The organism is Salipiger sp. IMCC34102 (assembly GCF_004145405.1).
GTDB lineage: Bacteria > Pseudomonadota > Alphaproteobacteria > Rhodobacterales > Rhodobacteraceae > Loktanella.
This window is the reverse complement of sequence record NZ_SELQ01000002.1, coordinates 161,248-180,200: the sequence shown is the minus strand read 5'-3', so window position 1 is coordinate 180,200 and position 18,953 is coordinate 161,248. Positions and strand designations below refer to the sequence as shown.

The window sequence follows — 18,953 nt, the reverse complement described above, 5'->3', positions numbered from 1 at the left end:
CCGCCGACTTGGCCCCGGCCCCGCGTGGTGTCAAGTCACAGACCGCGCACCGCGATCAGGTTCTGCGCCATCCCGAACATGGCGGTGACGAAGATCGCCGTCATGCCCAGGATCTGCGTCCAGAGCCTGTGTCGCATGAGCACGCGCAACAGCGCCTCGCCACTCGGTTCCTCGGCCTGGATGCGCGCGGCGGTCGTGATGCTGATCGCGCCCGCGATCGACAGCGGAAAGAGCAGCAGGAAGGCCGCCTGCGCGAACTGGATCCAGTAGACGAAGCCCAGCACCGCAAGCGAGCTCAGCACGAAACACATGACACCGGTCATCACCAGCCCCGCGGTGCCCGCAAGGGTCAGCAGCCGGTTCACGTTCAGCCGGGTGAGGTCCGCCAGATCGGCCTGCGCCTGCCCGCCGTGACGCTTGGCGCGGGTGATGACGTCGTAGGGTATGCCCAGGACGTAATAGGACATCGAGGACCAAAGCGCCGCCAGCACCAGCCAGAACCAGATCGAGCTGAACGAGCGAAAATCGATAACCTGCAAAATGGTCGGGGTCAGATCCACGGGCGGGGGGCGTCTCTTGCTGGCAGCATGACCGCCTCTTTAGGCCGCCGCGGCCCGGATGCCCAGACTTGTGAGGCTTGCCCGGGTGTGCGACCCCTTCGGTGTGACAAGAAAGGCCCGCCCATGAAACCCACCGTCGCCCCGTTCCCCGCCACGCGCCTGCGCCGCCTGCGCAGTTCCGAGGCGCTCCGCCGCCTGTCCCGCCAGCACCGGTTGAGCGCCGACGACCTGATCTGGCCGATCTTCGTGATGGACGGCCGCGATGCGGAAGAGCCCATAGCCTCGATGCCCGGCGTCACCCGCAAGACCGTTGACCGCGCCGTCACCGCCGCGCGCGAGGCCTACGGCCTGGGCATTCCCGCGATCTGCATCTTTCCCTACACCGCGATGGAGGCGCGGACCGAGGATTGCGCCCTGGCCTGGTCGCCCGACAACATCTCCAACCAGGCGATCCGCGCGATCAAGGACGCCGTGCCCGAGATGGCGATCATGACCGACATTGCGCTCGATCCCTACAACATCAACGGTCACGACGGCTTCGTCGAGGACGGGCGGATCGTGAACGACCGCACGGTCGAGGCGCTGGTGAAAATGGCGCTGGCCCAGGCCGAGGCGGGGGCAGATATCCTCGGTCCCTCCGACATGATGGACGGGCGGATCGGGGCCATCCGCGGCGCGCTGGAATCCCACGGCCACGAGAACGTCACCATCCTCAGCTACACCGCGAAATTCGCCTCCGCCTTCTACGGACCCTTCCGCGACGCGGTGGGCGCCACCGCCGCGCTCACCGGCGACAAGACCACCTACCAGATGGACCCCGGCAATGCCGACGAGGCGATGCGCCTGGTCGAACGCGATTTGCAGGAAGGGGCCGACATGATCATGGTCAAGCCCGGCATGCCCTACCTCGATATCTGCCGTGCGGCGAAACAGACCTTCAGCGTGCCGGTCTTCGCCTACCAGGTCTCCGGCGAATACGCGATGCTGCAGGCCGCGGCGCAGAACGGCTGGCTCGACGGGCCCAAGGTCATGCTGGAAAGCCTGCTCGCCTTCAAGCGCGCGGGCTGCGACGGGATCCTCACCTATTTCGCCCCCGAGGCCGCCCGCGCGCTGCGCGATGCCGCCGGTGCACGCAATAGGCGGTGACTTATCGGAAATTGCGGCCTATGCTTTCGCCCCAGAAGGCGGGAAACGCCTCGGATGGGCAATCGGACAGGCAATCGAAGGCAGAGCAGATGACAGTGATGACAAGACGATCCGTGCTTTGGGGCGCGGCGGCAACGGGCCTTGCGGCCTGCGGCAACGGTGTGGGCAACAACAACGCGACGCTGATCGACGCACGCGTCTCCAGCACCGTGGCCTTCATGCACGACACCTATCCCGGCACGCGGGACCTGTCCGAGCGGTCCGCGGGCCGCCTGGTCATGCCGCTGGTGACCGAGGCGGGGCTGGGCCTCGGCGGGGCCTACGGGCGCGGTGCGCTGCAGATCAACGGCTCGACGGTGGATTACTATTCCGTCGCCTCCGCCTCGGCGGGTCTTCAGATCGGCGCGCAACAATACAGCCACGTCTTGTTCTTCACCACGGCCAACGCGCTGGCGGAATTCCGGGCCTCCCCGGGATGGGTCGCGGGCGCCGACCTTGAATACGCGACGCCCGAACAGGGCGAGGTTCTGCGCGCCGAGACGCTGACCAGCCTCTCCCCGGTGATCGCGATCCTCTTCGCGCAATCGGGCCTGCGGGTGGGCGCCACGCTGAAGGGCTCGAAGTACACGCGGATCATTCCCTGATCGGACCGAGCTGACCGGACCGCCCTGACGCGGCCCCGGGCGCACCCCAATCCGCGTCGCGTCAGATCCCGTAGATCGCGCCGAACTTGGTTTCCAGGTAGGACAGCAGCGGGCCTTCGTCCGGCGTGCGCCCCGCCGCGCGCCCGATCAGCTCGACCGGCTGGTAAAGCCCGCCGAACCGCTGCACGTTCTCGCGCAGCCATCCCGTGGCCCCCGAGGTATCGCCGCGCGCAAGCTGCGCATCCAGGTCCGGCACCGCCCCGCGCAGGGCCTCGTGCAGGCAGCCCGCGTAGACGTTGCCCAGCGAATAGGTCGGGAAGTAGCCGAACAGCCCCTCCGACCAGTGCACGTCCTGCAGAACGCCGTGCGACGGCTTGTCCACGGCGAACCCGAAGTCCGCCGCGAAACGGTCATTCCAGGCGGCCTCCAGGTCCGTCACGGCCAGATCGCCCGCGACCAGCGCCCGCTCCAGATCGAAGCGCAGCAGGACGTGCAGGTTGTATTGCACCTCGTCCGCTTCCGTGCGAATGAAGCCGGAGCTTACCCGGTTCACGCAGGCGAAGAAGTCCCGCTCGTTCGCGATGCCAATGTCGCCGAACCGGTCGCGCATCCGCCCGTAGAGCCATCCGGTAAAGGCCTCCGACCGGCCCAGCTGGTTCTCGTAGATGCGGCTCTGGCTTTCGTGCACCCCCATCGAGACACCGGCCCCCACCGGGGTCAGCAGGTGCGCGCGGTCGATGCCCTGTTCGTAGGCGGCGTGGCCCACCTCGTGAATCGTCGAGTAAAAGCAGTTGAACGGATCGGCGGGCACCGTCCGCGTGGTGATCCGCACATCCAGCCCCGAGCCGGAGGAGAACGGATGCACCGCCTTGTCGATCCGCCCCATGTTCAAGTCGTAGCCGAAGGCCAGCGCCAGTTCCTGGCTCAGCGCCAGCTGCGCCGCCTCGGGGAAGTCCCCCGCCAGCCCGGGCGGTGCGGGTCGGTCGAGGATGCGCGCGCGCAACTCCGACAGGCGGGGCCGCAAGGCGCCGAACATCGTCGAAAGCTGCGCCGCCGTGGCACCCGGTTCGTAGTCGTCCAGCAGCGCGTCGTAGGGATCGGCGTCGCCCGCGACGCAGGCCGCCTCCTCCCGCCGCAGGTCCAGCACGCGGGACAGGGCGGGCAGGAAGGCGGCCACGTCCTCCTCGGCCCGGGCTTGCGCCCAGATCCGGTGCGCGCGAGAGGTTTCCTGCGCCAGCGCCGTAGCCAGCCGCGCGGGGACCTTGGCCGTCCGCTCGAAGTCGCGGCGGATGAGGGCCAGGTTCGCGGCCGAAACCTCGTCCGCAGGCTCCGCCCGCGCCAGCCAATCGCCGATCCGCGGGTCGATCCGGCGGGCGTGCAGCACGCCGGCCATGGCGCCGTGTTCCTCGGCGCGCTGGTCCACCGCCCCGTCGGGCATCATCGTCTCCTGGTCCCAGCCCAGCCGTCCGGCGACCTGCGACAGCGCCTCCGTTTCGCGCTGGAAGGCCATCAGCTCGTCAAGGGCGGTCATGCGCGGGCCTCTCTCACGGATTGGGTCAGGGGGTAGCGGGTCAGGAAGCGCGCGCGCATCACCAGCACCCAGAGGATCACCGCGCCGAACTGGTGCAGGATCGCGATATGCGCCGGCGCCATGGTCATCACGGTCCAGATGCCCAAAGCCATCTGCACGACCATCATCCCCATCATCATGGCGAAGGCCTGCCGCGTGCGCCGGTTCGCAAGCCGCCGGCTGCGCCACCAGACGATCCCCGCGAAGACGAAGAGGACATAGCCGCTCATCCGGTGCATGAACTGCACCGTGCCGTTGTTCTCGAACAGGTTGCGCCACCAGGGCTGCAGCTCCCACATCTGCGGCGGCAGAAACCCGCCCGCCATGAGCGGCCAGTCGGGATAGGCGCGGCCCGCGTCGATGCCCGCGACCAGCGCCCCCAGCAGGATCTGCAGGAACGCCAGCCCCATCAGCACCGTCGCAAGCGTCCACAACCCCGCGTCCCCGGCCCGTCGCGCGGTGAGCAGGTCCGCGCTGCGCCGCCCGATCCGCAGGATGTACCAGGTGATGAAACCGAAGATCACGAAGGCCAGGCCAAGGTGCGTCGCCAGCCGGTAGGAGGCCACGCTGAGCATCCCCTCTTCCAGCCCGCTCGCGACCATCCACCAGCCGATCGCCCCCTGCAGTCCGCCCAGGGCGCCGATGAACAGCAGCCGCCCCGTCCAGCCGGCGGGGATCTTGCGCGCCACGAGGAACCCGAAAAACCCGATCGCCCAGACCAGGCCGATCACGCGGCCCAACTGGCGGTGGCCCCATTCCCACCAGTAGATCGACTGGAACTCGGCCAGGCTCATCCCGACGTTCTGCAACTGGTACTGGGGGATCTGCTGGTAGGCCTCGAACTCGGCCTGCCAGTCGGCCTCGTTCAGCGGCGGCACCGCACCCGAGAGCGGTGCCCATTCGGTGATCGACAGGCCCGAATCCGTTAGCCGGGTCAGCCCACCCACCGCGATCATCACCGCCAGCAGCGCAAAAAGCACCATGAGCCAGATCCGGATCGCGCCGCGTGCGCCCTGCCCGCGCGCGTCGATGCCGCCCGGCGTCGCCACCTGCTTCTGGGTGGTGCCGACCTCTTCGAAGATGGGGCGGGATCTGGTTGCCATGGGGGCCTCCGGCTGCGGTTTGGCGCACCCTATTTCCGCGCGCGCACGGGGGCAAGGTGCACCCCTGTCGCAGTCAGTGCAGCGCGGCCCGGTCGCGCTGGATCGCCGCCGCCGCAAGGCCGGCCCACTCGGCATAGAGTTTCGGCCCCGGATGGAACCGGTCGGAGGCCATCAGCGACGGATCGCGCGTCACGTCGAACGGCAGGTGCACCGCGCCCGGACGCGCCGCGGCGATCTGGCGGATCAGCCCGTCGAACCAGGTCAACCGCGCGATCAGCATGTCTCGCAGGGGATTGGGCAGGGCCGGCACCAGCTCCGCCGGCGGCATGCCGGCAAGATAGACCCGCTCCACCGCGTAATCGTCCCGCAACCGGTCCAGGACCCGGGCGTAGCGCGCCTGGAAGGCCCGGCCACGCACGCCGTTCTTGGCATCGTTGATCCCCAGGCACACCAGGCTCACGTCGAAGGGGCGCTTCGGTGCCAGTCGCAAGCGCCGCAGGGTAGAGGCCGTCGTCGCCCCCGATTTCGCATGCAGGAACCAATCCACCCGGTGGCGCCGCGACAGCCGCGCGGTCAGCTGCCCCGCCAGCGCCTCGGCCTGGGTCCGCACGCCGACCCCCGCCGCAGAGCTGTCGCCCAGGATCAGGATGCGCAAGGCGGCCCCCTGCCCGATCTCGCCCAATCGTGGCCCCGCGGCTTCCGGCATCACCTCGGCGCGGGCCTTCACGGCGATGGCCTGCATGGCGACGAGCGGGGCAAGGGCGAGGTCGTAGGGCGTCATGGCACTTTACCTGGATCAGGGTCGTGGACGATCTAACGTCCCTTGTGCCCAACCAGATGACAGGGGCGTAACGAATTCATGACCCGTCCGACCGGCGGATCAATTGGCGCAACATCCCGTGCAGCATCCGCACGTCGTGCGGTGTCAGCGGCATCCGGCTCCACATGTTGCGCAGGTTCAGCTTCATGCTCTCGGCCTTGTGATCGGGGTAGAAGAAGCCGCTGTCCTCCAACCGATCCTCGTAGTGCCGGGCCAACGCCTCGACCTCCTGCCCCGTGGCCTGCTCGGGCTGGGCGAAGGCCTCCCGCAGGGTGCCGCCTTGCGCGCGTTGCCATTCGTAGGCGGTCAGCAGCACGCATTGCGCGAGGTTGAGCGACGCGAAGGCCGGGTTCACGGGCACCGAGACGATGGCGTTGGCCTGCGCCACGTCGGCGTTCTCGAGCCCCGCGCGTTCGGGACCGAAGATCATCGCCACCCGCTCTCCGGCGGCGATGCGCGCGGCGGCGTCGGCCATCGCGGCCTCCGGCGTCAGTACGGGTTTGGTCAGCTCGCGCGGGCGGGCGGTGGTGGCATAGGTGTAGTGGCAATCCTCCAGCGCAGCCGCCGTCGTCTCGAAGACCTGTGCCGCATCCAGAAGCCGTCCCGCGCCGGAGGCCATCGCGTTCGCCGCCGGGTTCGGCCAGCCGTCGCGCGGGGCGGTCAGGCGCATCCGGTCCAGCCCGAAGTTCCACATCGCGCGCGCCGCGGCCCCGATGTTCTCGCCCATCTGGGGCCGGATCAGGACGAAGACGGGTTGCGACATGGGACGGGCCTTTCACGGGATCGGACCCTGCCTTAGGCCAAGGCGCGCATCGGAACAAGGCGTGCGGCCTCACCCTCGACGGCGCGCCACCGCCGAAATAGCTTTGCGTCGCGGCGCTGCCCGTTCTAAGGGTCGGCCAACCACAGGAAGACCCCGATGACCGACCAGACCGACCTTGCCCAAGACACCGGCGACACGCCCCAGATCTACCTGATCACCCCGACCGAGATCGATCTCGCGACCTTCCCCGACCGGCTGGCCGCCTGCCTCGATACGTCGCCCGTCGCCTGCCTGCGCATGGCGCTCGCCACGCGTGACGAGGATCGCCTGGGCCGCGCCGCCGACGCCCTGCGCGCGGTGACGGAGGTGCGCGACGTGGCCCTCGTGGTCGAGCGGCACAGCGGGCTGGTCACGCGCCACGGGCTCGACGGGGTGCACCTCACCGACGGCTCGCGCGGGGTGGCTGCGGCGCGCAAGGCCCTGGGCGAGGATGCCATCGTCGGCACCCATGCCGCGCAATCGCGCCACGACGGGATGACCGCCGCCGAACTGGGCGCCGATTACGTCAGCTTCGGCCCCGCGGGCGTCACCGCGCTCGACGACGGCGCGCAGGCACCGCGCGACCTCTTCGAATGGTGGAGCCAGATGATCGAGGTGCCCATCGTCGCCGAAGGCGCGCTGGACGACGACCTGATCCGCAGTCTCGCCCCGCACGTCGACTTCTTCGGCCTGGGCGACGAGATCTGGTCCCACCCCGATCCCGCGGCGCGCCTGTCAGAGCTTCACGCGCTCTTCGCCTGAAGGCGCAAGGCCCGCGCGGACCTGCGCCTCAAGCGCCCGGGCGACGGTCTTGCGATCGGGGCTGTCCTGCATCGCCACTGCCGGGTGGAAGATCGTCGTGACCCGCCCGTGCCGCTTGAGCGCGAGCGTGCGCAGAAGGTGCGGCCCGAAGGCCATGTCGCCCCACCAGCCGTAGACCCGGTCGGAGGCGCCCCCCGGCACCTCGTAACGCAGGGTCACCGGCTGCACGGTCAGCGCCTGCCCCGCGAATGGGGCGAAGAGCGTCGGCTTGAACGCCAGCACCTGCGCCCCGTCGGTGGAGGTTCCCTCGGGGAAGAAGACCAGCGTCTGCCCCAGCGCGATCCGGTCCCGCACGGCGGCCACGTCCTGCGCCGCGCGGCGCGGATCGCGGGTGACGAAAAGCGTGCCGGTCGCCCGTGCAAGCAGACCGATGCCGGGCCAGCGCGCGACCTCCGCCTTCGACAGGAACGTCACGCAACCGTTTGCGTTCAGGGCGAAAATATCCAGCCAGCTTACGTGATTGCTGACCCAGGCGGCCGCGTCCCGCGAAGGCTTGCCCGCGACCTCTCGGCCGAGCCCCATCAGCCGAAGCGCCCCGCGGCAGACGGCGCGGGTCACATGGGGCGTCCAGGGCCTGCGCGCCCCGTGGACCGCGCGTTCGACCGGGCGCAGCGCAAGTGTAAGGGCAAGCCCCCCGGCCACCAGAACCGCCATCGGCACCGCCCGCCGCGCGGCGCGCAGCCAGTCCCGCGCGCCCAGCTCGGCGGGTGCGGGAGCTGGCACCTCCGACCAGGTCACGCGGCGCCCCCGAAGCGGGCCGCGCGCTCTGGCGGGATGCGGGCGACGTTCAGCACCATGCAGACATCCGTCGTGCGAAAGGCCGGGTCCGGGCATGCGCCGATCCCCACGCCGCCACCCAGCCGCAGGTAGGCCTTGATGAGCGAGGGCACCTGCCGCAGCGCCGCCTTCGTGTCACCCTCGTAAGGGCCCGGCACCCAATGCCCCGGCCCATGGGCCTTCGGGCGCAGATCGCGCGGCCCGGGATGACGCGCCTGCAAGAGCGCCACCGGCGCCTCGAGCCGCGTCCGGTCCGTGCCGCGGAACGAGGCGGCACCGAAAAGCACCCGGGCCCCGCGCGCCCTGACGCAAGTCCCCACCCCTTCCCAAAGGCGATGCAGCGCGATACCGCCGCGCCAGTCCGGATGCAGGCAGGTGCGGCTCAACTCCAGCAGTTCCAGACCGCTGTCCGTCAGGGGCGCAAGGTCGAACTCCGCCGCCGAGGAAAATCCCCCCGCAGCCGCGGCCTGGCGCGCATCCATGATCCGGCTCGTCCCGATCAAGGTGCCCATGCCGTCCAGCAGCATCAGGTGATCGGCGCGATCGTCGAAGGCATCCCGCTCGCGCCCGCCCGGATGATCGACCAGCGGGCCGTCGGCCTGCAACTCGCGCACGAAGACGTCGTAGCGCAACCGCTGCACGCGGTCGAGGTCGGCGGCAGAGCGCGCAAGCCTGTGGCTGAGCTGGACGGTCGATGCGGACATGCAGGCTCCGGTCGGGACGGCGAGGCTATAGCGCGGGGGTTAAGGTTTGTGAAACCATTTACCCGGAAGCTGGCATTGATCGGCCACGGGACCTTGCTACCGTGGGTTGCGCTATTCGACGACGGGAATCAACATGACACGACCGCCATCCAGGACGACCTTGCCCGCTTCGCGGAAGTTGACGGTGATGCGGCCGTTGATGTTCGACTGCACCTGCCCCGTGCCCCAGTCGGGCGCATCGGGGTTCGTGACCAGCATTCCCGGTTCCAGCATGGCGTTCAGATCTTCGGATATGGGCCGGTCCTTTCGGCAGGGGGATGCGTGATGCGCGACGACCTGGCCACCCTCGTGGGATCGCGGATCTGTCACGACCTTATCAGCCCGATCGGCGCGATCGGCAATGGGGTCGAACTGATGGGCCTCGCCGGCGCCGGCACCATGTCGGAGGAGATGGCCCTCATCAGCAGTTCGGTGGAAGACGCCGCCGCCCGGATCCGGTACTTCCGCATCGCCTTCGGCTCCGCCCGATCCCAGGGCCACGTCGCCCCCCAAGAGGTGCGGTCGATCCTCGACGCGGTCGGTGCCGCGAACCGGACCGCGGTCGACTGGCAGATCCCGCGGGAGGCGCCCCGCGACCGGGTGCAGGTGGCGTTCCTCGTGCTGCAATGCCTGGAAAGTGCCATGCCGCTCGGCGGCCAGGTCACCGTGTCGGAGGAAGGCGATCGCTGGATCCTGGCCGCGACGGGGCCGCGCCTTGCACCGGAGGAAGAGTTCTGGAAAGGCCTGCACAACCCGGCCACCCTTCCGCAGGTCAGCGCGTCCAAGGTGCAATTCGCCCTCCTGCCGGAGGTGCTGAGCGCCGCGGATCTGGCGATCACCACCGACCTGTCGACGGCGCAGATCACCGTCGAGATCCATCCTGCCTGACCGCCAATCCCGCCTGACCGCCCATCCTGCCTGACCGCCAATCCCGCCTGATCGACTGACGAGCAACCTCTAGCCGCGGATCGTGCCGTCTCCGGTCACGAGGTACTTGAAGCTTGTCAGCTGCATCGCACCGACCGGCCCGCGCGCGTGCAGTTTGCCGGTGGCGATGCCGATCTCGGCGCCCATGCCAAACTCCCCGCCGTCCGCGAATTGCGTCGAAGCATTGCGCATCAGGATGGCCGAATCGAGCCCCGTGAAGAACCGCTCGGCGACAACGTCGTCTTCCGCCAGGATCGCCTCCGTATGGCCGGAACCGTAGTGACGGATATGCTCCATCGCGGCATCGACCCCGTCGACCAGCCGCACCGCGATGATCATGTCGAGGAACTCGCGCCCGAAATCATCGGCGGCCGCCGGTGTCGTGCCCGAGATCGCGGCATCGCCTTCGGCGCGAACCTCCACACCGGCATCGAGCAGCGCTTGCACCAACCCCGGCCCCTGCGCGTCCCAATAGGCGCGGTCGATCAGCAGGCACTCGACGGCGCCGCAGATCCCCGTCCGCCGGGTCTTGGCGTTCACGACGACCGTGCGGGCCTTGTCGGGATCGGCGCTCGCGTCGACGTAGATATGGCAGATCCCTTCGAGGTGGGCGAAGACCGGCACCCGCGCCTCGCGCTGGACCAGCCCCACCAGCCCCTTGCCGCCGCGCGGAACAATGACGTCGATATGCTCCACCGCCGACAGCATCGCCGACACGGCCGCCCGGTCCCGCGTCGGGACAAGCTGGATCGCGTGTTCCGGCAGGTCCGCCGCCCGCAAGCCGTCGACGAGGCAGGCGTGGATCGCACCCGAGGAATGGAAACTCTCCGATCCCCCCCGCAGGATCACCGCATTGCCCGACTTCAGGCACAGCGCGCCCGCGTCGGCGGTCACGTTCGGACGGCTTTCGTAGATCACGCCGATCACCCCTATGGGCGTGCGTACGCGTCGGATGGTCAGCCCCGTGGGCTGCGTCCATTCCGTCATCACCTCGCCCACCGGATCGTCCTGGGCGGCCACCGCGCGCAGCCCGGCCACGATCCCGCCGATCCGGTCCTCGTCCAGCGCCAGCCGGTCGAGCATCGCGTCGGTCAGCCCCTTGTCGCGGCCGAACGCCATGTCGCGGGCATTGGCCGCGATGATCTCGGCCCGCCGTTCCCACACGCGGTCGGCGGCGACGCTCAGCGCGCGGGTCTTGGCCTCCGCCGGGGCCATCGCCAGCTCGCGCGCCGCGGCCCGCGCCTGCAGGCCGATCTGTTGCATCATCTGGTCTGTCTCTTCGGTCATGCGGACCCCCTGTCGGTCAAAACCATGTCGTCGCGGTGGATGAGCGCCGGTCGCCCCTTGTAACCCAGGATCTGCGCGATGTCGCGGCTGTGGCGCCCCTGGATCAGGCGCGCGTCCTGCCCTGGATAATTCGACAGACCGATGCCCAGGTGGGCGCCCGATTGCGCGACGATCTGCAAGGGATCGCCCCGGTCAAAATCGCCGTCGATCGCGCGGACACCGGCCGGCAGAAGGCTCTTGCCCCCGCGCAGCGCATCCTCGGCGCCAGCATCGACCGTCAACACACCACGCGGCTTCATGGCCGAGATCCAGCGCTTGCGCGCCACCTGCGGGCTGATCTGCGCGGTGAACCAGGTGGCCCGGGCGCCGTTCTCCAGCGCGGAGAGGGGATTCAGGGTCGAGCCCAGCGTGATGCCCAGCGTGCAACCCGCCTCCATCGCGACGCGCGCGGCCAGCACCTTGGTCTTCATGCCGCCCTTCGACAGGCCAGAGACCGGGTCGCCCGCCATCGCCAGCACCTCGGGCGTCAACTGCGGGACGACGGGAACATGGCGCGCCTCGGGGTCGGTGTTGGGGTTGGCCGTGTACAGCCCATCGACGTCCGACAGCAGCACCAGCCGATCCGCCCCCACGGTCACCGCAACCTGCGCCGCCAACCGGTCGTTGTCACCGTAGCGGATCTCGTCGGTGGCGATGGTGTCGTTCTCGTTCACGATGGGCACCGTGCCCAGGGACAAGAGCGTGGCCAAGGTCGCGCGCGAGTTCAGATACCGCCGCCGATCCGCGCTGTCGTCGAGCGTGACCAGCACCTGCGCCGTGACGATGCCAAGGGGCTCCAGCGCCTCCTGGTAGGCCCGCGCGAGCCGGATCTGCCCCACGGCGGCGGCGGCCTGCGATTGCTCCAGCGGCAGTTCCCCCGCGGCCAGCCCCAGCACCCCGCGCCCCAGCGCGATCGACCCCGATGACACCAGCACCACGTCGACGCCGCGACGGCGCAGGTCCGCCACGTCCGCCGCGAGCGAGGCCAGCCAGTCCGAGCGCAGAGCGCCCGTCTCCCGGTCGACCAGCAGCGCCGAGCCGATCTTGACGACCAGGCGGCGCGTGTCGCTCAGGGCTCCCACGACCGGGTCTCCTCGCCGCTTTCGGCGGCCGCGTCCTGGCGGTGGCGCAAGCGGCCCTCGTCGATCTCTCGGCGCAGCGCACGCAGCACCTCCGTCACCCCCTCGCCCGAGACGCCGGACATAGGCATCACCTCGACCCCCAGCCCTTCGCTGACCTCGTCGAGCAGGAACTGCCGCTCTTCCGCGTCCATCGCATCGATCTTGTTCAAAACCGTGACCCGAGGCTTCTCGGCCAGATCCCCGCCGTAGGCTTCGAGCTCCCCGATGATGGTGCGCGCATCCCAAACCGGATCGCCGGAGGTGCCATCGATCAGGTGCAAGAGCACGTTGCACCGCTCGACATGGCCCAGGAACAGATCCCCCAGCCCCCGTCCTTCGGAGGCACCCTCGATCAGACCCGGAATGTCGGCCACCACGAATTCGACCCCGTCCACGCCCACGACGCCCAGGTTCGGCACCAGCGTGGTAAACGGATAATCCGCCACCTTCGGCCGTGCGTTGGAGGTCGCGGCGAGAAAGGTCGATTTGCCCGCGTTGGGCAGCCCCAGAAGACCTGCGTCCGCGATCAGCTTCAGCCGCAGCCACAGCGTGCGCTCCACGCCCTCCTGGCCGGGGTTGGCGCGGCGCGGGGCCTGGTGGGTGGCGGATTTGAAGTGCAGGTTGCCCCAGCCGCCGTTGCCGCCCTGGGCCAGAAGCACGCGCTGGCCCACTTCCGTGAGGTCGGCGATCACCGTCTCCTGGTCCTCGTCGAGGATCTCCGTGCCGACGGGCACGCGCAAGGTCACATCCTCGCCGGTCTTGCCCGTGCGCTGGCTGCCCATCCCATGCTGGCCGGACTTGGCGAACCAGTGCTGCTGGTAGCGAAAGTCGATGAGCGTGTTCAGCCCGTCCACCGCCTCGGCCCAGACCGACCCGCCGTTGCCGCCGTCGCCGCCGTCCGGCCCGCCGTATTCGATGAACTTCTCGCGGCGGAACGAAATGCAGCCCGCCCCCCCACCGCCGGAGCGGATGTAGACTTTGCACAGGTCGAGGAATTTCATGGGCCGGGCCTTTCGGGGTTGATCTTCGCCCTAGTCGATTGCGCGGGCGCGCTCAAGGTCCGCCACCTGTCGCGCGACAGCCGGAACCAGAAGCTCCGCGTCGGATAGCGGACGGCCCCGCGCACGTAGGCCGTCTGCCAATGGACGAACCCCAGCTTCGACAGTACCCGGTAGGAGGCCGGGTTGTCCTCCCAGACCGAGGCGACGAGCCGCCGTCGGCCCATCTGCCGGAACGCGTGGTCGATGGCCGCCCCGGCGATCCGGCTGACGATCCCCTGCCCCGCGGCGTCGGGATGCAGCATGTAGCCCAGCTCTTCGCCCGTGATCGCGACGCTGCCGATCACCCGGCCCGCCTGCTCCAGCGCCCAGACGAAACCGTCGCCGTCGTAAGGTCGGCTGCGCGACCGCGTGAAGGCTTCCTGCGGCGGCCAGGGCCAGGACCCCATCTGCCGCACCGTGGGCCAGTGCGAAGCGATGGCGTGCAAGTCGCGCCAGTCGCCCGCGCGCGGCGGACGGGTCAGGACGTCATCCACGAAACGCCTCCGCCGTCAGCACCATCCGTTGCACGTCGACATCCCGCCCCGTCGACACCTGGGCTTGCGTCTCGACGTGGGTGTCGGTGAAGCCGAGTTTCAGCAGCACCGCGCGGGAGGCGGCGTTGCCGGGATAATGGCCGGACACCAGCGGCGCCTGCGTCACGCGGAAATGCTCGGCCACGACGGCGCGGGCGGCCTCGGTCATGTAGCCCTTGCCGTGCTCTGACCGGGCCAGCCAGTAGCCCATGTCGGGCTTGATCGAAATCGCGCTGACAGCGCCCTGCCCCGCGTCGAGCACCTAGTAACCCGATTGATCCGCCCGGCCGATCCAGCCGTCCGCATCGGCGCGGGTGTAGGGAAACGGCACCAGGGTCAGCCAGCGCGTGACCTCCCAATCGCTCAAGGCCGCGACGATTGCGGGCGCATCCGCGGGCACGACCGGCCGCAGCGTCAGGCGGGCGGTCGACAGCCGGGGGGCTAGCGCCCCGTCTTCATCATGTAGGTCCATGTCGGCACCACCGCGTTGCGGGCGAGAGAGAAGGCCTCGGCATCGCCCAGGTAGTCGAAGCCGCAGTTGGTCAGCACGCGGGCGGAGCCGGGATTGTCCTGGAAGCTTTCCGCGAAATACTGGCGCGCCCCGTGCGGGTTGGCGGTCAGGAGCGTGCGCAGGGCCTCGGTCGCGAAACCCACGTTCCAGAACGCCGAGGCGACCCAGAAGAAGACCTCGGACTGCGCGCGGTCCATCCGCACCAGGCTGACGAGGCCCAGCACCTCCGCGTGGCCCGCGCAGGAGCCGTCCATCGCCCAGACGTCCTCGATCCGGTCGGGTCGTTGCGCACGGTCGATCATCGCCTCGATCACGCCGGGCGGCAATGGGTGCGGGATCGACCGCGTGCCCCGCGCCAGCACCGGATCGGCGGCATACATCGAGATCAGCCCCGTGTCCGAGGTCCGCAGGGGGCGCAGCACGAATCGGTCCGACGGATAGGTCGCCTGGTCGGTCTGCGGGCCGGTCTGGGACGGTAGGTAGGACATCGACAGTACCTCTTCGCAAAGGGGCCGCGTGAAATGTGCACGACAAACGAAAAACGGGGACCGGCTGGATGCCGATCCCCGTCAAGATTGGTCAGGGTCCCGGCGTTACTCGGCGGCCTCGGCCACCGGGAGGACGGAAATGAAGGTGCGACCCTTCAGGCCCTTGTGGAACTGGACGGCGCCCTCGACGGTGGCGAAGATCGTGTGATCCTTGCCCATGCCGACGCCTTCGCCCGGCCACATCTTGGTGCCGCGCTGACGCATGATGATGTTGCCCGGGATGACGGCTTCGCCACCGAACTTCTTGACGCCGAGACGGCGTCCGGCGGAGTCGCGACCGTTGCGGGAGGAACCGCCTGCCTTTTTGTGTGCCATGGGTGGTGCTCCTTACTTGCTCAGTTCTTTGGCCTGCTCGACCCAGCCTTCACGCTCGATCCGGCCCTTGAAGTTCAGCTCCTCGCCGAACTTTTCGACGTCCTCGTCGGTCCAGCCCGCGATCTGCTCGAAGGTGGTGATACCGGCGGCGTGCAGCTTCTTCTCAAGCGCGGGGCCGACGCCCGACAGCTTCTTGAGATCGTCCGCACCGCCCGTGACCGACGCTTCCTTGGCGGTCTTGGGGGTCGGCGCCTCCTTCTCGGTGGCCGAGGGCTTGTCCTTGGCGGCGGGCGCCTTGGCGCTGTCGTCGTCACCGCGGGTCGCGGCATAGGCGGCGGCGGCCCCGGCTGCGACGGCGGCCAGGCCACCGGCGGCGAAGGCCATGCCGCGGCCCGAGACGGCGGCGCGCAGGCCCGACTTGTCGGCACCAGATTCCATGATGTCGCCGATCCGCACCAGCGTCAGCTGCTGACGGTGGCCCTTCTTGCGCTGGCTGCCGTGCTTGCGGCGACGCTTGACGAAGTTGATCGTCTTCTCGCCCTTGATCTGGTCGATGACCGTGGCCTTCACGCCCGCACCCTTCACCAGGGGGGCGCCGACCGTGTCGCCGACCATCAGGATATCGTTGAACTGGACTTCGTCACCCGCCTGGGCGTCCAGCTTTTCCACGCGCAGCACGTCGCCCGACTGGACGCGGTATTGCTTGCCACCGGTCTTGAGAACCGCAAACATCGTATCTTCCTTTGTCTTTCGCGTCGGTCAGGTCCCCCGGGTCCGGGGCGTTCGCGGCACAAGGCCACCCGTCAACAGCGCGCCCGTGGGCGAATGTTCGAATCTGTCCACACGGCCAACCCGCGCGGATGGCGGCTTATCGGGTCATGCGGGCGTCAAGTCAACCCCGGCGCGCCCGGCGCCGGATCACAAGTCCGAACCGCGCATCTGGCTGGCCGCCACCAGCCCCAGCTGGCGCGACGCGCGAATGTAGACCGTGTCGAAGGCCTCGAAGAACGCGGCCCGCAACGCCTGGCCCTCGGCGCCGCCCAGGTAGTCGATGTACTCCGCCACCCGGTCGTCCTCCAGCGGGCGATACGCAAGCCAGAAGTAGGCGTAGATCCGTTCCGTCACCTCGCGGCGGATCTCGGGCTGGCGGTCGTAAAGGTCGCGCAGCAAGGTCGCCTCGTCCACCCCCTCGAGCGCACCGCCGTCGCGCAGCCCGTTGGTGAACGCGAGGCTCAGCGTCATGGCAGAGGCGACCTCCTCCTCGATCATGCCGAAGCGGGCGACGTAATCCGTCAGGCGCACCGCCTGCCGCTCGCCGTCGCGCAACGCGTCGCCCACGTCGCGAACGGTGGTCTCTTCCACCGTCTCGTCGAGCAGCGCCTCGCGCGCCGAAAGCTCGAGCCGCGCGATCTCGGCCCCCGGAGCAGAGGCATAGAACGCCGTCGCCGCGGCGATCTGCGCGTCGGTCATCTCGGCCTCGAGGGTATCTAGAAGACTGTCCAGCAGGATCGCCTCGTCGAAGATCGCGTCCACCGCCTCGCGCCAGACGGCACTGGGCGCGCCGGCGAAGAGGTCCTCCGCCAGCTCGTCGGTATAGGCCAGCCCTTCCGCGCGCATGACCTCCACCGTCTGCGGCAGAAGCAGCGCCGCGCTCAGATCGTCGATCTGCTGGGCCACGGCGGGCTGCATCCACAGGGCGGCGGCGGGAAGTAGGGCACGGAACATGGCATCAACCTTTGTCGGACGTGACCCGAAAGCTAACACCCCCGCCCGCCCCGGCAAGCCATCGCGCAAGGAAGGGGCTTGCACCCGCCGATCCCTGCCATTACACGCCCCCCCGTTGACCCTTGGTGCGGAGAGGTGCCGGAGTGGTCGAACGGGGCGGTCTCGAAAACCGTTGACCCTTCACGGGGTCCCAGGGTTCGAATCCCTGTCTCTCCGCCATCCCCCACCCGGCCGCCGCACGTCCCCCGCGGATCCTGTTGGACAATTCCCCGGCGCGGGCGCAAGGTGCGGTCAAACGCACCAACGGGGGGTTCATCATGGACAACGCACGCAAATTCTACATCGACGGCGCCTGGGTCGACCCGCAGGACGGGCGCGACTTCGACGTCATCGACCCCTCCACCGAGGAGGTCGTGGGCCAGATCGCCCTGGGCGGCGAGGCCGATACCAACGCCGCCGTCGCCGCCGCCAAGCGCGCCTTCGCCACCTGGTCGCGCAGCACCAAGGCCGAACGGCTGGAGCTGATGGAGAGCATCCTCGACATCTACACCCGCCGCAGCGACGACATGGCGGAGGCGATCAGCCGCGAGATGGGCGCGCCCATCGACATGGCGAAATCCCAGCAGTCGGGCGCGGGCTCGGGCCACATGAAGGCCTTCATCGCCGCCCTGCGCGATTTCGAGTTCGAGCATCCCCTCCGCGCCGGTGCCGAGGACACCCATATCATCAAGGAACCGATCGGCGTCTGCGCGCTCATCACGCCGTGGAACTGGCCGATGAACCAGATCGCGCTGAAGGTCATGCCGGCGCTCGCCACCGGCTGCACGATGGTCCTCAAACCGTCGGAACAATCCCCCCTCTCCGGCCTCGTCTTCACCGAGATCCTGCACGAGGCGGGCGTGCCCGCGGGCGTCTACAACATGCTCAACGGCGACGGCCCGGGCGTGGGCAGCCAGCTGTCGGCGCATCGGGACGTGGACATGGTCAGCTTCACCGGCTCGACCCGCGCGGGCCGCGCGATCACCGTGGCGGCGGCCGAGACGATCAAGCGCGTCAGCCTGGAGCTTGGCGGCAAGGGCGCCAACATCGTCTTCGCCGACGCAGACCCCAAGGCGGTCAAGCGCGGCGTCATGAGCTGCTTCAACAACACCGGCCAGTCGTGCAATGCGCCCACCCGGATGCTGGTCGAACGCCCCCGCTACGACGAGGCGGTTGAGCAGGCCCGGGAAGCGGCCGAGGCGACCTTCGTCAACGCGGGTTCCGAATCCGGGCGCCACATCGGGCCGCTCGTCTCAGAGGTGCAGTTCGACAAGGTGCAGGACCTGATCCAGCGCGGCATCGACGAAGGGGCCAGGCTCGTGGCGGGCGGCACCGGACGTCCCGAGGGGCTGAACCGCGGCTACTACGTGCGGCCCACGGTCTTCGCCGATTGCACCAACGACATGGACATCATGCGCGAGGAGATCTTCGGCCCGGTCCTGTCGATGATGCCCTTCGACACGGAAGACGAGGCCATCGAGATCGCCAACGACACGGTCTACGGCCTCACCAACTACATCCAGACCTCCGACCCCGAGCGCGCGAAACGCGTCGCCCGCGCCGTGCGCACCGGCATGGTCGACATCAACGGCCAAAGCCGCGGCTCCGGCGCCCCCTTCGGCGGCATGCGCCAGTCCGGCAACGGCCGCGAAGGCGGCCCCTGGGGGATGGAGGAATTCCTCGAAGTCAAGGCCATCGGCGGCTGGCCCGTCTGAGCCGCGGCGCAAAGCGACAAGCCCTCGCGGTGTGATCCGCGGGGGCTTTTTCGGCCCATCCGAACAGCCACGAACTGTCGCCTCCAACGCCCTGCGAAGGTCAAGCCTCTGATCGCCGCTCAAGCGGAGCGGACACCGGAACGGGGTGCCGCGCATCAGGCGCGTT

21 protein-coding genes, 1 tRNA gene and 1 pseudogene are annotated in these 18,953 nt (G+C 69.1%); 6 read left to right on the top strand and 17 right to left on the bottom strand.

Annotated features, from left to right (window positions below):
* Positions 1 to 35: 35 nt before the first annotated feature.
* The gene (locus EU805_RS05145) at positions 36 to 560 is read right to left on the bottom strand and encodes a component of SufBCD complex (protein ID WP_129762889.1); all 525 of its coding nucleotides are present in this window, start codon (positions 558 to 560) and stop codon (positions 36 to 38) included.
* A 123-nt stretch (positions 561 to 683) separates the two neighbouring features.
* Here EU805_RS05145 and hemB point away from each other — a divergent pair, with 123 nt between their 5' ends.
* A complete protein-coding gene (gene hemB / locus EU805_RS05140) occupies positions 684 to 1,706 on the top strand; it encodes a porphobilinogen synthase (RefSeq protein ID WP_129762888.1) in 1,023 nt (340 codons plus the stop codon).
* An 89-nt stretch (positions 1,707 to 1,795) separates the two neighbouring features.
* Positions 1,796 to 2,350, top strand: coding sequence for a YSC84-related protein (locus EU805_RS05135; protein ID WP_129762887.1), 555 nt, complete (start codon positions 1,796 to 1,798; stop codon positions 2,348 to 2,350).
* A gap of 61 nt (positions 2,351 to 2,411) precedes the next feature.
* Here the strand turns inward: EU805_RS05135 and EU805_RS05130 are convergent, their stop codons facing one another.
* From EU805_RS05130 to EU805_RS05115, 4 genes are all read right to left on the bottom strand, one after another.
* The gene (locus EU805_RS05130; RefSeq protein ID WP_129762886.1) at positions 2,412 to 3,881 is read right to left on the bottom strand and encodes a carboxypeptidase M32; all 1,470 of its coding nucleotides are present in this window, start codon (positions 3,879 to 3,881) and stop codon (positions 2,412 to 2,414) included.
* Positions 3,878 to 5,023, bottom strand: a complete 1,146-nt coding sequence (gene ctaA / locus EU805_RS05125; protein ID WP_129762885.1) for a heme A synthase — start codon at positions 5,021 to 5,023, stop codon at positions 3,878 to 3,880. The genes EU805_RS05130 and ctaA overlap by 4 nt, the downstream gene beginning before the upstream one ends.
* A gap of 73 nt (positions 5,024 to 5,096) precedes the next feature.
* Positions 5,097 to 5,804 (bottom strand): SGNH/GDSL hydrolase family protein, encoded by a 708-nt coding sequence (locus EU805_RS05120; protein ID WP_129762884.1) that lies wholly within the window; start codon positions 5,802 to 5,804, stop codon positions 5,097 to 5,099.
* Between the two features lie 76 nt (positions 5,805 to 5,880).
* Positions 5,881 to 6,606, bottom strand: a complete 726-nt coding sequence (locus EU805_RS05115) for an RNA methyltransferase (RefSeq protein WP_129762883.1) — start codon at positions 6,604 to 6,606, stop codon at positions 5,881 to 5,883.
* A gap of 156 nt (positions 6,607 to 6,762) precedes the next feature.
* Here EU805_RS05115 and EU805_RS05110 point away from each other — a divergent pair, with 156 nt between their 5' ends.
* Complete coding sequence (locus EU805_RS05110; RefSeq protein WP_129762882.1) at positions 6,763 to 7,407, top strand: thiamine phosphate synthase; 645 nt, start codon at positions 6,763 to 6,765, stop codon at positions 7,405 to 7,407.
* Here the strand turns inward: EU805_RS05110 and EU805_RS05105 are convergent.
* From EU805_RS05105 to EU805_RS05095, 3 genes are all read right to left on the bottom strand, one after another.
* Entirely contained in the window at positions 7,381 to 8,205 is an 825-nt protein-coding gene (locus EU805_RS05105; protein ID WP_242494062.1) for a 1-acyl-sn-glycerol-3-phosphate acyltransferase, read from the bottom strand. The two genes, EU805_RS05110 and EU805_RS05105, sit on opposite strands and share 27 nt — an antisense overlap.
* The gene (locus EU805_RS05100; protein WP_129762880.1) at positions 8,202 to 8,948 is read right to left on the bottom strand and encodes a GNAT family N-acetyltransferase; all 747 of its coding nucleotides are present in this window, start codon (positions 8,946 to 8,948) and stop codon (positions 8,202 to 8,204) included. The genes EU805_RS05105 and EU805_RS05100 overlap by 4 nt, the downstream gene beginning before the upstream one ends.
* Positions 8,949 to 9,059: 111 nt before the next feature.
* The gene (locus EU805_RS05095; RefSeq protein WP_129762879.1) at positions 9,060 to 9,221 is read right to left on the bottom strand and encodes a DUF3553 domain-containing protein; all 162 of its coding nucleotides are present in this window, start codon (positions 9,219 to 9,221) and stop codon (positions 9,060 to 9,062) included.
* A 51-nt stretch (positions 9,222 to 9,272) separates the two neighbouring features.
* Between EU805_RS05095 and EU805_RS05090 the strand changes: the two genes are divergently transcribed.
* Positions 9,273 to 9,875, top strand: a complete 603-nt coding sequence (locus tag EU805_RS05090) for a histidine phosphotransferase family protein (RefSeq protein ID WP_129762878.1) — start codon at positions 9,273 to 9,275, stop codon at positions 9,873 to 9,875.
* Between the two features lie 69 nt (positions 9,876 to 9,944).
* Here EU805_RS05090 and EU805_RS05085 read toward each other — a convergent pair whose 3' ends face one another.
* The 9 genes and pseudogenes from EU805_RS05085 to EU805_RS05040 all read right to left on the bottom strand — a co-directional run bounded on the left by EU805_RS05085 (position 9,945) and on the right by EU805_RS05040 (position 17,033).
* Entirely contained in the window at positions 9,945 to 11,201 is a 1,257-nt protein-coding gene (locus EU805_RS05085; protein ID WP_129762877.1) for a glutamate-5-semialdehyde dehydrogenase, read from the bottom strand.
* Entirely contained in the window at positions 11,198 to 12,322 is a 1,125-nt protein-coding gene (gene proB / locus EU805_RS05080) for a glutamate 5-kinase (protein ID WP_129762876.1), read from the bottom strand. The genes EU805_RS05085 and proB overlap by 4 nt, the downstream gene beginning before the upstream one ends.
* Entirely contained in the window at positions 12,310 to 13,362 is a 1,053-nt protein-coding gene (gene obgE / locus EU805_RS05075; protein ID WP_129762875.1) for a GTPase ObgE, read from the bottom strand. Before obgE ends, proB begins: the two co-directional genes overlap by 13 nt.
* Positions 13,359 to 13,895, bottom strand: coding sequence for a GNAT family N-acetyltransferase (locus EU805_RS05070; RefSeq protein WP_129762874.1), 537 nt, complete (start codon positions 13,893 to 13,895; stop codon positions 13,359 to 13,361). Before EU805_RS05070 ends, obgE begins: the two co-directional genes overlap by 4 nt.
* Positions 13,888 to 14,406: pseudogene (locus EU805_RS17625) on the bottom strand (GNAT family N-acetyltransferase). The gene EU805_RS05070 and the pseudogene EU805_RS17625 overlap by 8 nt, the downstream one beginning before the upstream one ends.
* Entirely contained in the window at positions 14,376 to 14,933 is a 558-nt protein-coding gene (locus EU805_RS05055) for a GNAT family N-acetyltransferase (RefSeq protein WP_129762871.1), read from the bottom strand. The pseudogene EU805_RS17625 and the gene EU805_RS05055 overlap by 31 nt, the downstream one beginning before the upstream one ends.
* Before the next feature lie 105 nt (positions 14,934 to 15,038).
* Positions 15,039 to 15,308: a 50S ribosomal protein L27 gene (rpmA, locus tag EU805_RS05050; protein WP_129762870.1), complete on the bottom strand. Its 270-nt coding sequence runs from the start codon at positions 15,306 to 15,308 to the stop codon at positions 15,039 to 15,041.
* A gap of 12 nt (positions 15,309 to 15,320) precedes the next feature.
* A complete protein-coding gene (locus tag EU805_RS05045) occupies positions 15,321 to 16,040 on the bottom strand; it encodes a 50S ribosomal protein L21 (protein ID WP_129762869.1) in 720 nt (239 codons plus the stop codon).
* 186 nt (positions 16,041 to 16,226) lie between these two features.
* Positions 16,227 to 17,033 carry a DUF2059 domain-containing protein gene (locus EU805_RS05040; protein ID WP_129762868.1) on the bottom strand — a complete coding sequence of 269 codons (807 nt, stop codon included), beginning with the start codon at positions 17,031 to 17,033 and terminating at the stop codon, positions 16,227 to 16,229.
* A 129-nt stretch (positions 17,034 to 17,162) separates the two neighbouring features.
* Between EU805_RS05040 and EU805_RS05035 the strand changes: the two genes are divergently transcribed.
* Both EU805_RS05035 and EU805_RS05030 read left to right on the top strand, forming a co-directional pair.
* Positions 17,163 to 17,252: transfer RNA gene (locus EU805_RS05035), tRNA-Ser, on the top strand.
* A gap of 98 nt (positions 17,253 to 17,350) precedes the next feature.
* Positions 17,351 to 18,787, top strand: a complete 1,437-nt coding sequence (locus tag EU805_RS05030) for an aldehyde dehydrogenase family protein (protein WP_129762867.1) — start codon at positions 17,351 to 17,353, stop codon at positions 18,785 to 18,787.
* Positions 18,788 to 18,953 lie beyond the last annotated feature (166 nt).

What these genes read in the sequence shown, in the direction of transcription:
- hemB (WP_129762888.1), top strand. Translation starts at nt 684, where the DNA reads ATGAAACCCACCGTCGCCCCGTTCCCCGCCACGCGCCTGCGCCGCCTG.
- EU805_RS05090 (WP_129762878.1), top strand. Translation starts at nt 9,273, where the DNA reads ATGCGCGACGACCTGGCCACCCTCGTGGGATCGCGGATCTGTCACGAC.
- EU805_RS05045 (WP_129762869.1), bottom strand. Translation starts at nt 16,040, where the DNA reads ATGTTTGCGGTTCTCAAGACCGGTGGCAAGCAATACCGCGTCCAGTCG.
- EU805_RS05095 (WP_129762879.1), bottom strand. Translation starts at nt 9,221, where the DNA reads ATGCTGGAACCGGGAATGCTGGTCACGAACCCCGATGCGCCCGACTGG.
- EU805_RS05100 (WP_129762880.1), bottom strand. Translation starts at nt 8,948, where the DNA reads ATGTCCGCATCGACCGTCCAGCTCAGCCACAGGCTTGCGCGCTCTGCC.
- EU805_RS05130 (WP_129762886.1), bottom strand. Translation starts at nt 3,881, where the DNA reads ATGACCGCCCTTGACGAGCTGATGGCCTTCCAGCGCGAAACGGAGGCG.
- EU805_RS05135 (WP_129762887.1), top strand. Translation starts at nt 1,796, where the DNA reads ATGACAGTGATGACAAGACGATCCGTGCTTTGGGGCGCGGCGGCAACG.
- EU805_RS05110 (WP_129762882.1), top strand. Translation starts at nt 6,763, where the DNA reads ATGACCGACCAGACCGACCTTGCCCAAGACACCGGCGACACGCCCCAG.
- ctaA (WP_129762885.1), bottom strand. Translation starts at nt 5,023, where the DNA reads ATGGCAACCAGATCCCGCCCCATCTTCGAAGAGGTCGGCACCACCCAG.
- obgE (WP_129762875.1), bottom strand. Translation starts at nt 13,362, where the DNA reads ATGAAATTCCTCGACCTGTGCAAAGTCTACATCCGCTCCGGCGGTGGG.
- EU805_RS05115 (WP_129762883.1), bottom strand. Translation starts at nt 6,606, where the DNA reads ATGTCGCAACCCGTCTTCGTCCTGATCCGGCCCCAGATGGGCGAGAAC.
- EU805_RS05120 (WP_129762884.1), bottom strand. Translation starts at nt 5,804, where the DNA reads ATGACGCCCTACGACCTCGCCCTTGCCCCGCTCGTCGCCATGCAGGCC.
- EU805_RS05055 (WP_129762871.1), bottom strand. Translation starts at nt 14,933, where the DNA reads ATGTCCTACCTACCGTCCCAGACCGGCCCGCAGACCGACCAGGCGACC.
- rpmA (WP_129762870.1), bottom strand. Translation starts at nt 15,308, where the DNA reads ATGGCACACAAAAAGGCAGGCGGTTCCTCCCGCAACGGTCGCGACTCC.
- EU805_RS05085 (WP_129762877.1), bottom strand. Translation starts at nt 11,201, where the DNA reads ATGACCGAAGAGACAGACCAGATGATGCAACAGATCGGCCTGCAGGCG.
- EU805_RS05040 (WP_129762868.1), bottom strand. Translation starts at nt 17,033, where the DNA reads ATGTTCCGTGCCCTACTTCCCGCCGCCGCCCTGTGGATGCAGCCCGCC.
- EU805_RS05030 (WP_129762867.1), top strand. Translation starts at nt 17,351, where the DNA reads ATGGACAACGCACGCAAATTCTACATCGACGGCGCCTGGGTCGACCCG.